The sequence below is a fragment of the Alkaliflexus imshenetskii DSM 15055 genome, assembly GCF_000517065.1.
Taxonomy (GTDB): Bacteria; Bacteroidota; Bacteroidia; order Bacteroidales; family Marinilabiliaceae; genus Alkaliflexus; species Alkaliflexus imshenetskii.
Genome location: NZ_KI912105.1, coordinates 39,635 through 52,590 on the forward strand (window position 1 = coordinate 39,635; position 12,956 = coordinate 52,590).

The window sequence follows — 12,956 nt, forward strand, 5'->3', positions numbered from 1 at the left end:
GAAATTTTATGGAGTTTAACACTAGGCATATACTCGTGGTTGATGATGTAATCAACAACCTTAAAATCACTGCACATTTTCTCAAAGAGGCTGGCTACAGAATAAGTCTGGCCCAAAATGGAACTGAAGCAATGAGGATTCTGGAAATAGAAATTCCTGATTTAATTCTTTTGGATATTATGATGCCTGGAGAGGATGGTATTGAGTTGTGTAAGAGAATAAAAAAGGTAGATTACCTGCACGAAATTCCAATAATTTTTTTAACCGCAAAAAACCAAACCGAGGATCTGGTGGAGGGATTTAATGCTGGAGGGGTTGATTATATAAGTAAACCATATAAGCATGAAGAATTTCTAATTCGTGTAAAGAATCATTGTGAGTTGGCATTTGCCAAGAAAAAGATTGTTGAGATGAGCAAAACAAGAGATAAACTATACTCAATTATTGCACACGATATCCGCTCCCCTTTTGCCAGCATCATTCAAAGTTTAGATCTTATATCAGCCGATCTTATTGACAAAAACAGTCAAACCTTCATTGACCTTCTCGATGATTTAAAAGGGAGATCAAATGCAACTTACTCGCTACTCAGCAATTTGTTAGAGTGGACTAAGTTTCAGAGTGACAAAATAAACATTAAAGCCCAACAAACAAACATTCACCAAGTTGTTACTGAATGCATTACACTTTTAAAAGGTAATGCAAAAATGAAAAACATAGAAATAAGTCAGTATACTTCAAACATTGATGTTGCATTTTGTGACGAAGTGATGATTCATGCTGTGATAAGAAATCTATTATCAAATGCTATCAAATTCACACCTGAAAACGGAAAAATATCAATTAGGTCAGCTCATCAGAATAGCACTATTGCAATATCAGTTAAAGACACTGGAATCGGTATTGCACAAGAAATAATTGATAAAATCTTCAATAAAGATGAGCACTTCTACTCTTTAGGTACTAATAATGAACAAGGCACCGGTTTAGGTCTCCTTATGGTGAAGGATTTCGTAACTAGAAACCTTGGCAGTCTGAGCGTTAGTAGTACATTAGGAGTTGGCACAGAAATTATTTTAACGCTCCCGGTTAAACACTAGTCTGTTCCATTCAGTATATACATTCAGATTCAACGATACTCAAAGACATTCGAAGTCGTATTAAAATCATCAACATCATGATTGAGTTAAAAAGATAACTTACAAAACGGACTCTATCGTTAATCAATTGGATACGAAATAAATTGAAGTTCTGGATAGATCTTATGAATCCGGAAAAAGATTAGAGATAATTCGAACCTAACTAAAAAAGATGCGCAAACACCCGCTCTACTTCACAACATCTTACCATCTGCCGGTTTCAAGAAATGGCTCTTAGCTGCAAAATAGACTTTAACAAGGGTTAGCAAATTCCGGCGCTATTATCACCGCCCCCCCCCATCGATGGAAAATTCGGAGACCACGATGGAATGGGCTAACATTATTAAAACAATTAATTTCCGGGCTTAACAATTATGACTCTTTTTCCTCATCTATAAAGTCGAGATGATAGGCCAACTTATAAAAATAAGGATAAACATAACAAGCCATGCAAAAGCCAAAAACGGCCTCGAGAAAAGCGAAAAACGTAAAGATTGCAGCTACCACAGTGGCTGTAAGCGGCATCTTTAAAACAATAAACAGCAGTACCAGAACTGAAAAAAACCATCCTATTCGTGCTGCAAAGAATTTTGGGCCGGCATTAATCAGCTTGGGCTTCAATGGAAGCACAACCAGAACCTTACGCGCTACCCATGCAAGCGGACTGTATTCAGAGCGGTCGAATCCACGCAGGGAGAAATCAACAGCTAAGAACAGCATAATAAGGGGGTTATGCGTATAAAAAAACAGCAGCAGTATTAAAAAAGTTAAGCCAGCATTTACGCGCGCTACCCATTTGTTCACGCGTTTATCAGACATGGGGCACAATGTTTCCAGTTTCATCTGTAAAAAATTTATCTAATTTGCCGGAGACAACTCGCATAATGAGTATTCATCCGTATTATATGACAAACGAATCATGCTCGTTTCAAAAAATCATCAATCCTTTATATCCACTCAAATAACAAAAAAATCGCACTAAATGTTTTGATTCTACTAATGCACAAAAAAGCTGTAAAAATTGGGCCGATTGCGCTTTGCGACACATTCTAAATAACATAACAATCTATACACTCAAAACACCAGCACTACTTTAAGCAAACATATACAAAAATATTGAGATATTAAAAATGGTTCATATAACTAATAGAAACACGTCCCCAAGTCTTAATGCATTGACTTATATATACATAATTCAATAATGCACATTTAACATGTATTCACAATAAACGAAACACGAAATGGCATAAAAATTGATATTTTTGCGTCGATTAAAATTATAGTAAATATCCTAACCTTAATCTTAATGAAACACACGCTTCTTGTATTCGTGTTTGTGTGCCTGAATATTCTCTCAGCGTTGGCACAAACAGTTACCATCAATGGTTCTATCACAGATGCCAGAACAGGCGAGGCTCTTATCTCGGCCAACATCTACGAGCCGGTATCGTTTATTGGCACTGCAACCAACCTCTACGGTTTCTATAGTTTGAAGCTCCCCTCGGGTAAGCAAAAACTAACAGCCTCCTACACCGGCTATCAATCAATCAATCTGGAATTAAGCTTAAATCGTGACACCACAATTCACTTCCGTCTCGAACCAATTATTGAACTACAAGAGATTACAGTAAGTGGTCGTAGTCCGCAACAGTCTATTGAAAGTACGCAAATGGGTGTATTACAGCTATCACCTGCCAATGTAGAAAAAATCCCTGTATTATTAGGTGAGAGCGACATCATTAAAACCATGCAGATGATGCCCGGAGTACAAGGAGGGACCGAGGGAATGAGCGGGTTTTATGTACGTGGTGGTGGTCCCGATCAGAATCTGATTCTATTGGATGGTGTGCCAGTGTACAATGTAAGCCACCTATTTGGTTTTATGTCTGTTTTTAATACCGATGCCCTTAGAAATGTATCACTCACCAAAGGCGGTTTTCCAGCCCGGTATGGCGGTCGGCTCTCATCAGTGTTGGATATACGCATGAAAGAAGGCAATGATAAAGAGTTTAAAGGTTCAGCATCCATCGGCCTTTTGTCGTCGCAAGCTACCATTGAAGGCCCCATCGTAAAAGAGCGTACATCATTTATGGTATCCGGCCGCCGTTCATACTTTGATCTCCTCACCTATCCTTTGCAGGCATATTATAATAAAGTGGAAGATGACGATTACTGGATAGGTTACTATTTACAGGATTTCAATGCAAAAGTAAACCACCGCATCAACGATCGCCACAGACTTTATTTGAGCATGTACACCGGAAAAGATAAGTTCTATGCCAAAGACAACTGGGGAAACAGCACAGATAAGGCTGGTTTGCAATGGGGTAATCTCACTGGGGCTCTGCGGTGGAACTACATCATGACCAACAACTTGTTTCTCAATGTGACCGCTACATTAAGTGACTTCACTTTTAAATTCTTCGAGGATTATAATTCTGGTGATGCCAACAGCCGACACTATTACAGTTTTTACGAGAAGTACTATTCACGAATAAGAGATTACGCTGTAAGAGCCGATTTTGACTATACCCCAAATCATAAAAACAATGTGAAATTCGGAATTAGTCAGACTTTCCATCAGTTCTCCCCCGGGGTAACCGTGTCGCGAGACAGGAGTGGTAACAGCTCTGCCCCTATCGATACAACTTATGGCAACATAAATATTCCTGCCAGACAACTGCAAGCCTATCTGGAAAACGAGTTCACCCTAAACCGGCGAATCATGGTCAATGCAGGCCTTCACGTATCCCGCTTCGACATACAGAATAAAGCATGGCACAGCGTGGAGCCGCGCCTTTCGGCACGATACTTAATTCTGCCTCACATGGCATTCAAAACCTCTTATGCCTACACCACGCAATATTTACATCTGATTACCAACACCACAATGGGGCTTCCGACTGACTTGTGGGTGCCTGCAACACCTAAAACCAGACCCCAGGAAGCATGGCAGGTGGCAGCAGGTTTTTCATACGCACTCAACAACGCTTATGAAATCTCGTTGGAAGGCTACTACAAAGAGATGAAACATCTTGTGGAATATGCCGAAGGCGCTAGTTTTTACGAATTAAACAGAGGCGATTGGGAAGATTTGATAACCAGTGGCAGCGGAGAGAGCTACGGCGTTGAGCTTCTGGTACAAAAACCCTCCGGCCGACTGTCAGGTTGGGCGGGATACACGCTTTCATGGGCCAACAGAACATTTCCGGAAATCAGCTTTGGACGTACCTTTCCATATAACTACGATGCACGGCACGATTTTACAGTTGTGGCAACATACAAATTGAGCAACCGAACAGATTTTGGCGCCAACTGGACCTATCGTACCGGATATCCTTTTACACTGGCTGATGAGCAATATGCGGGACTCGAATCATCATTCAGCGAACCGGGACCGTTGAGACCAAATGGCAACAATGACATTATAGAACACTATGATACCCGAAACAACTATCGGATGCCTAATTATCACAGACTCGATGTCGGATTTAACATGCATAAGCAAAGGCAGAAGACTTTTCGCACCTGGAGCTTCGGTGTTTATAACGTGTATGCAAACTCTAACCCATTTATGCTCTACAACCGAACCCGCTACGATGAGCAAACCAACGAGGTTAGCAGAGAAATAAAGCAGGTAAGCGTATTCAATTTTATCCCCTACATTAAATGGGGTATCAAATTTTAACAACAACAACTGCAAACCACTTCCATCAAACAGGAACAAACAACATCATCATCATGAAAAATATGATAAAATACACAATAGGAATTCTCATTACCACATTACTACTTACGGGTTGCGAAAAAACCTTAACCGACTTCGAATTCCAGAAAAAGCCTTTAAAACTTGTGATGAACAGCTTGTTGAATCCGGACAGTATTGTGAAGGTTCACCTAACAAGCAGCATGCCAATATATGAAAAGGGAAGTCAGATAAGAGCCATAGAAAACGCTCAAATTCAAATATTTGAAAACGACAACTACTTAGCAGATGCCCTATATATTGGCAATGGATACTACGCGGCTGTTGGCATCTATCCAAAGCATGGCCACACATACAGGCTGGAAGCAAAAGCCGAAGGGTTTCCTACGGCATGGGGCAGTACCGTTATACCACTTCAACCAACAATAAACGAAGTAAAGGTAGATATACAAGAGATAAACATTGAGGGCTTCGAAGGATATGTTTGGACATCAAAGATTTACAACTACACTTTAAATATTAAAGTTACCGATGCTCAACAGGATCAGTTTCATTCGCTGGCCTTGTACAAGCACTATATCAGGAGGTACACCGATTGTACCTATACTTTTCATGAAACCACACAAGAATGGGAGGTAGATTGTACCGATTATATAGATACAATTCCAAGCATGAGTAACTACATCAACTTCAAGTCCTACGACAGGAAAATTAAATTTCATTACAATGGCTACGATTTAAGGTTGTTTAATAGTACCGATGACATTACATCAATAAGAGCATACTTCAGCAATGAAAAACTCAACATTGACGAAATTGTCATCCCTTTCAACCTCTATTATATTGAATATGATTCCCCTTTTGACATTCATTTGAATACAATTGATCTTAACTATTATAAATACCAATATTCACTGGCACGACACAATGAAGTTGACGAAGGCTTTTTATCTCAAAAGGTATCGATTTACTCAAATATCGAAAATGGCTTGGGTTTACTAGGTTCAGTAACTTCTACAGTTTTGAGCATTAATCCCAATGAATCTTCAACTGATAATTAGTCAAACAAGCAGATAACCAAACATCCGGTTTGGCATACCAATATACCACAGCATCAAGGCTGTCGGACATCGAAACTATGCACAAAAGAAATTCTGGTTACAGGTAAAATCTTTATCTTTGTTAGGTAAAACATGTAAAACATTCGAATATGAGATTATTCTTAGGCCTAATTATTATCGTTATGATGTTCTCAAATTGTGACACACCTCATAAACAGAGCGCTATACAAAAGTCGGTAATCAGTGAATCTGTTATTAACCAAACCATTGGCACCATTAGAAACAATCATCCCAATGCTGATGCCATCCGCATAGAAAAAGGGGTAAAACACGTTGCATCGCTTTGGTGGCCCGAAGATGGTGACGAGGAAACGTTCAAAAACTTCTGCATCGAAAGATTCATTGCTGACGACGCGCAACTGAAAGAGTTTTTTGAAAGAGTAAGTATGCACCTCGAAACGCTTTTCGGGCATCTCAACCTGATGGCACTTCATCTCCAAAAACCCATTCATCTTAAATTTGGAGAAGTGCTCCCCATTGATGTCGCTTTTGGTGGCTACAATGCAGGTGCCCACCTCATGGAGGACTTATACAGCAACAAAATTGCCTTTTACATTGCGCTGAATTTCCCCTATTATTCATTGAACGAGAAGGAACTATCAGGACAAAACTGGAGTAGAGAGCAATGGGCTTACGCACGATTGGGAGATGTATTCACCTCGCGCGTACCGGCAGCTATTTTGCAAAACTACTCACAGATAAGCACAGCTTCGGAACTATACATTAGTCAGTATAACATTAAAGCCGGCAAATTGCTTACCGACGATGGACGCACCATCTTTCCCGATGACATGTCACTTCTGGCACATTGGAACCTGCGCGACGAGCTAAAAGCCAACTATCCGGAAGGTGAGCAAGGCTTGGAGAAACAAAAGATGATTTATGAGGTGATGAAACACATCATTCGTCAAACCATTCCGGCCGATGTCATCAACAATCCCAACTATCAATGGGCGCCATTCACAAACAGCGTATATAAAAATGGTGAAACTGTTAATCTTCAAAGTGAGCCCGACACCCGGTACCAGAAAATTATAGATAACTTCAATGCGCTGCGTCAGATGGATGCTTACACCCCACTTGACACATACATCAGACGAAATTTTGAAGGCAGCATGGAGATTGCTCAGCCAGAGGTTGAAGCCCTTTTTATTGAATACCTGAGTTCATCTCTGCTCAAAGAAGTGGGGAGCCTAATTTCAGAACGTTTGGGCCGTCCGCTTCAACCTTTTGACATTTGGTACGATGGGTTTAAAGCCCGAAGCTCCATCAATGAAGAAGTGCTAAGTGAACAAACTCGACGGTTATACCCCGACGCTGAAGCATACGAAAAGGATATTGCCAATTTACTTGTAAAACTGGGCTACGAGAAAGAGCGTGCCAACTATCTGGCAGAGAGAATAACAGTTGAGCCGGCTCGTGGATCAGGTCATGCCTGGGGTGCCGCCATGCGCGGAATGCAGTCGTACCTGAGAACCCGTGTGCCCGATAATGGCATGGACTACAAAGGATACAACATTGCCATGCACGAATTGGGACACAATGTGGAACAAACCATCTCGTTATATGATTTAGATTATTATATGATGAGCGGTGTTCCAAATACTGCTTTTACCGAGGCACTGGCTTTCATATTCCAAAAAAGAGATTTAAACTTACTGGGCATTGGGGGAACCAATCCACAAGAGGAGGCGCTACGCTCACTTGATTTAATTTGGGCAACCTACGAAGTCATGGGTGTATCGCTTCTGGATATGCGTGTGTGGAAATGGCTGTATGAAAACCCAAAAGCAACAGCCAATCAACTCAAATATAAAACCATCGAGCTTGCAAATGAGATCTGGAACGATTTCTACGCACCGGTTTACGGCATCAATGACGAACCAATTCTTGCCATTTACAGCCACATGATAAGCTACCCACTCTATCTCTCGGCGTATGCCTATGGCAATGTCATTGAGTTTCAGCTCGAGGAATTTCTGCGAAACAGAGCCTTTGCCAATGAAGTGGATAGAGTATTTAGTCTGGGACGCCTCACCCCCAACCACTGGATGCAGCAGGCGGTAGGTTCCAACATCGACATCCAACCGCTGTTAAATGCCGGTGCAAAAGCGCTGCCAGAAGTAAAAAGCAATTAAAGATACATAGCCTTCATTCCAAAACCGGCATCATGCAAGTGATGTCGGTTTTTTTGTATAAAAACAGTCCATTGGCATTAACGCCAAATAACAATTACCCCCATTTATATTGTAATTCACGATAAAATTCCTTTTTTTTGTTTTGAAACACTTAAATCACACAAATATCACATCTAACTAACAATCAAAATGAAAACACAAAACCGTCGAGATTTCTTAAGAGTAGCAGCAATGGGTGTGTTTGGAACAGCCATTCTGAGCCAATATGGGCTTTCAGCCTGTGCAGCGCCAAAATCTGCACCGCTAAAGTCAGGTATTGGAATTCAATTATATACCATCCGTGACAATATGGCGCAGGATGTGGTAGGCACACTTAAAAGAGTAGCAGACATTGGCTACCAATATCTTGAGTTGGCCGGATACAGTGATGGCAAATTCTACGGATATAAGCCTGCAGAATTTAAAAAGATTGTCTCTGACCTGGGAATGGAAATCATCAGTAGTCACACAGGTGTTGAAGTAAGAGGCGTGGACACCAGCAACGTGGACATCATGGCCGAAGCACATGCCGATTTGGGAGTGAAGTACTGCGTGCAGCCTTGGCTGGTTGAGGAACGCCGCGTTTCGGCCGACAGCTACCGTGCGTTTGTAAATGAGCTGAACCTAATAGGAGAAGTGATGAAGCGGTATGGTATCCGGTTTGCTTATCACAACCATGATTTTGAGTTCTTCGAAGTGGATGGACTTATTCCTTTCACCGACATATTTATGCCCGAGAGCGATCCCGATTTACTCACCTTTGAGCTAGATAATTACTGGGTTACCCGTGCCGGATTTGATCCTGTTGATGTTATGAAAGCATTCCCTGGCCGTTTTGAGCTTTGGCATATTAAAGATATGGAAGACAGCGAGGACCAGTTTTTCGCCCCAGTAGGTGAAGGAGTTATCGACTACCAGCGAATCTTCAATGTAAAGGAAACAGCAGGTATGAAGTATTTCTTTGTTGAGCAGGATCGCACACGTGATGGCAACGCCATGCAAGCCATTGAGACAAGTTTCAACAATCTGAAAAATTTGTTGGCATAACAACAACTCATTTCTCATCAAAAAGGGGCTGTCCATTCCTGAGACAGCCCCTTTTTACATCTTGCAAACAGCTATTTAACCACATGATTTACTGCGCAATAACGCTATCATAAAGAGCATTCACATATATTGCAACACATGCCAATTAATGACAGAGGTAAAAAATTTGACCACAGTGGACTCAGATAGCTGCTTATTGCCTATTTGCTCTTTAAGATATCACGAATCTCTGTTAAAAGCACTTCCTCTTTACTTGGTGCAGGCGGTGCAGCAGGTGCAGCCTCTTCTTTCTTCTTGGCGGCATTCATCGCTTTAATCACCATGAAAATGGCAAATGCAATGATGATAAAATCAAAAACCACCTGTAAAAAATTGCCGTAATTGATGGTTACAGCCGGATTTTCGCCTACAGCATCCTTTAAAACGATGCTTAAGTCGGAAAAATTAACGCCACCTACCAATAATCCAATGGGCGGCATGATGATGTCATTCACCACCGATGTCACAATTTTTCCAAAAGCGGCACCAATAACAATACCAACTGCCATGTCAACAACGTTGCCACGCATGGCAAATGCCTTAAACTCATTTATAAGTTTCATAGATTAAGATTACTACAACAGTTTAAATATTGGGGTACATTACTCATAATGAGCATGAAATTTACGCCAATTATCTAAAAGGTCAAATATAAACATCAATCTTATTGAATCGATTATCAGATCTTAATCTATCAAACAATATGTTAACGGCGTGCCCTCTGTTCCATTAATAACAACGAATGGTATATGAACTTGTTTACCGGCACATCAAGGCCTGCTTGATGTGCGAGTTTTACCACCGTTCCATTTTGATATTCCAGCTCCGAAGGCTTCCCTTCCCACACATCTCGGGTCAACGATGACGTGGAACTATGTGGGAACGTATCAATAAAAGCCATGGTTTTATCCACGAAGCCATCTTCGATATACACATTTAAGCGGGATGCAAGTGTGGCAATTTCAGTAAATAGTTGAAACATCATCTCGCGTGTTTCGGGTAATTCCCTTACTTCACCATAGGTTGAACGTGTCACAGCCAACAAAGCACTTACGCAAATAGCAATGAATTTTTTCCAGAGTTCAGATTGTATGTCGTCGGCCACTTTAGATTTGAAACCAGCATCGTTAAAAGTACGGCACAACTCAGCCACCCGGGTAGTTTTTGAATTATCTGTTTCGCCAAAAACAATGGTAGGCTCCACGCCAAAATGGCTAATTACACCTTGAGATTCAATTTTGCTGATGATACGGCAGAGACCTGCCAAAACATTCTTCGCAGGTAGATACTCCTTTAGTTCATCACTTGCCAAAACGCCGTTTTGCAAAGGCAGCACCATTGTATTTTCATCCACAACGGCTTTTAGCTGGGATGCTATGTCTCTAACCTGCCACGCTTTAACTGCAACCAGAACCAAATCGGCTTTCACATCCACTCCAATAGAAGAAATCACATTTACCGGGTTAAGGTTAAAGTCGCCATTGATACTTTTTACCATCAGTCCGTTTGTACGCATGGCTTCTCCGTGCGCCCCACGTGCCACAAAAGTTACATCGTGGCCTGCCAATGCCAATCGACCACCAAAATAGGCGCCAACGCCTCCTGCTCCAATTACCAATATTTTCACAATCAGTTATATTAAAATTAAACCATCAGGATAAATCGCACCATTTCGTTCTAAACTCACCATTCAAATCAAACTTTTCGGCTTGTTTTTTTAGGTTAAAGCGGCGGTTCACTCTGCTATCGGTACCTCTGCCCGACTGATAAGCCCAGTTTCCGTAATTACTGTACACATCATAATCAATTAACAGATGCTCAAACCAGGCAGCTCCCCATTGCCAATTCACTTTTAATTCCTTTGCAAGATAGTAAGAAACCAGCATACGGCCCCGGTTACTCATAAAACCGGTGGCACGTAATTCATTCATAAGCGCATCTACAATGTCCACACCGGTTTTACCCTGACGCCATCTGTCGAAGGAATCCAAATCGTTATACATTGCCGGAGTTGAACTACGCAGCCCACTCAACCAAAAAAGTCGTGCACCATACCGCATTATCAAATATCGGAAATAATCCCGCCAAATAAGTTGCTCCTTTATTGTTTGCACCGATTGAACAGCCAGTTCGTCATTCAGCAGAAGACCATTCAGGCTTTGCATCACCATCCTGGCCGAAAGCGCGCCATTGGCAAGCCATGGCGCCAGATGAGAAGAGAAATGGTCTCCTGAAAGCTGATTGCGTGTTTCAGCATACCTTAAAACTGCGCCACTTTCAATGTAATCCTTCAGATGTTTTAATCCGGCCAGCTCTCCCCCTTTAAACTTTATATCATCAGAAGTTAGCGGAATCTCCGACGACATCTGTAACAATTCATCAGGAATAGGTTGAAAAGGTTTAATACTAAAAATATCAGAACTTGGTCCGGAGAGATTAGCCAACTCCCACACCTTATTCTTAAAAGCAGTGTAGTAAAATGGGGATTTATCAATGGAAAAAGGTGCATATTGTGGTGTTACCAGCATACTTCCATCAATCAATTGCAACTTTGCAAATGATGCCACACGGTTTTGCAGCAGCAACTCTTCATGCGCATACTCATTTTGGGCAAAGATGGATTGGGCGTCTAAAAGTCTGTATAATCGCTGAAGAATGGATGTTGTGTCACCTCTAAAAAAGAGAAGTTGCGAACCGTGCGCCGTTAATCGCCCGGACAGCTCATGCAGTGATTGTAATAAAAACTCATACCGGAACTTACCCATCTTAGAAAATCCCAGTTGATAATTAGTCATCTGGCTATCATCCAAAATGTAAACGGCTACAATTGGGCTCCCACTCGCAATGGCTGCTAAAAGCGCAGGGTTGTCGTGAAGGCGGAGATCGTTTCGGAACCAGTAAACTATCGGTTTATTCATTTGAATAGTATGTTTAAATTTATGTGTGCACAACTTAAACAAATAAAAGTCCAACCGGTTTTCAAAAAAAAAGGGAAGAACCGAAGTCTCCCCTGTACAAAAATAGTTTTACTACAATTACTCCGTTGCAGTGGCTTCGCCCCGCATGGACATAATATCCCGGTCGAAAAGGTAAAGACTTCCCGAACCAGCAAGTTTCAACTTATCAAGCAACGTCTGAGCAGAAGCCTCCTCTTCAATTTGCTCCTGAACAAACCACTGTATCCAGTTGTGGGTGGTAAAATCCTTCTCTTCGAGACACACACCAACAATGTCGTTGATACATTTGCTCACGTACTGTTCATGTTCATACACCTTCTCAAACACAGACTGTACGCTTTCAAAGTCTGTTGGCGGCTTATCAAAACCAGGAATTATAGCGCGTCCTCCGCGCTCATTCACATAGTCCACAAACTTAAGCATGTGCATACGCTCTTCTTCGGCCTGAGCAAACAACCACTGGGCTATCCCTGCCAATCCTTTTGTTTCGGCCCAACTGGCCATAGCAAGATATAGGTTAGAAGAGTAACCTTCCTTTTCGATTTGCTCAACCAAAACTTTTTCAACTTTCTTATTCAACATGGTAATTAGTTTTAGATTAGACATCAAATATAAGGTGAAACCTTGCGAAAGGTTCAATCCAATTAATACCAACTGCGTAATTTGGAATTATTCTATTTAAGAAACCTTTTTACAAACAAATTGTTAATAAAAATGCAATTGCGTTAACAAAAACAACCTCCCAAAAATGCTTTACTCCTGAAAGATGA

At 41.3% G+C, this 12,956-nt stretch carries 10 protein-coding genes; 5 read left to right on the forward strand and 5 right to left on the reverse strand.

Features of this window, described 5'->3' with window-relative positions:
* The first annotated feature begins 8 nt into the window (after positions 1–8).
* Entirely contained in the window at positions 9–1,100 is a 1,092-nt protein-coding gene (locus ALKIM_RS0100265; RefSeq protein WP_026472912.1) for a hybrid sensor histidine kinase/response regulator, read from the forward strand.
* Positions 1,101–1,511: 411 nt separating this feature from the next.
* Here the strand turns inward: ALKIM_RS0100265 and ALKIM_RS0100270 are convergent, their stop codons facing one another.
* Entirely contained in the window at positions 1,512–1,982 is a 471-nt protein-coding gene (locus ALKIM_RS0100270) for a DUF4395 domain-containing protein (protein WP_026472913.1), read from the reverse strand.
* A gap of 463 nt (positions 1,983–2,445) precedes the next feature.
* Between ALKIM_RS0100270 and ALKIM_RS0100275 the strand changes: the two genes are divergently transcribed.
* The 4 genes from ALKIM_RS0100275 to ALKIM_RS0100290 all read left to right on the forward strand — a co-directional run bounded on the left by ALKIM_RS0100275 (position 2,446) and on the right by ALKIM_RS0100290 (position 9,190).
* Positions 2,446–4,827, forward strand: coding sequence for a TonB-dependent receptor (locus ALKIM_RS0100275; protein ID WP_026472914.1), 2,382 nt, complete (start codon positions 2,446–2,448; stop codon positions 4,825–4,827).
* A 53-nt stretch (positions 4,828–4,880) separates the two neighbouring features.
* Entirely contained in the window at positions 4,881–5,906 is a 1,026-nt protein-coding gene (locus ALKIM_RS0100280) for a DUF4249 domain-containing protein (RefSeq protein WP_162148772.1), read from the forward strand.
* A gap of 149 nt (positions 5,907–6,055) precedes the next feature.
* The gene (locus tag ALKIM_RS0100285; RefSeq protein ID WP_218916644.1) at positions 6,056–8,104 is read left to right on the forward strand and encodes a hypothetical protein; all 2,049 of its coding nucleotides are present in this window, start codon (positions 6,056–6,058) and stop codon (positions 8,102–8,104) included.
* A 189-nt stretch (positions 8,105–8,293) separates the two neighbouring features.
* Positions 8,294–9,190: a sugar phosphate isomerase/epimerase family protein gene (locus ALKIM_RS0100290; protein WP_044117645.1), complete on the forward strand. Its 897-nt coding sequence runs from the start codon at positions 8,294–8,296 to the stop codon at positions 9,188–9,190.
* A 200-nt stretch (positions 9,191–9,390) separates the two neighbouring features.
* On the opposite strand, the gene mscL is transcribed toward ALKIM_RS0100290, so the two are convergent.
* The 4 genes from mscL to ALKIM_RS0100310 form a co-directional block, all read right to left on the reverse strand.
* Positions 9,391–9,792 carry a large-conductance mechanosensitive channel protein MscL gene (mscL, locus tag ALKIM_RS0100295; RefSeq protein WP_026472918.1) on the reverse strand — a complete coding sequence of 134 codons (402 nt, stop codon included), beginning with the start codon at positions 9,790–9,792 and terminating at the stop codon, positions 9,391–9,393.
* 143 nt (positions 9,793–9,935) lie between these two features.
* The gene (locus tag ALKIM_RS0100300; protein ID WP_026472919.1) at positions 9,936–10,856 is read right to left on the reverse strand and encodes a ketopantoate reductase family protein; all 921 of its coding nucleotides are present in this window, start codon (positions 10,854–10,856) and stop codon (positions 9,936–9,938) included.
* 25 nt (positions 10,857–10,881) lie between these two features.
* Positions 10,882–12,147, reverse strand: coding sequence for a DASH family cryptochrome (locus ALKIM_RS0100305; protein ID WP_044117646.1), 1,266 nt, complete (start codon positions 12,145–12,147; stop codon positions 10,882–10,884).
* Positions 12,148–12,264: 117 nt separating this feature from the next.
* Positions 12,265–12,768 (reverse strand): ferritin, encoded by a 504-nt coding sequence (locus tag ALKIM_RS0100310; protein ID WP_026472921.1) that lies wholly within the window; start codon positions 12,766–12,768, stop codon positions 12,265–12,267.
* Positions 12,769–12,956 lie beyond the last annotated feature (188 nt).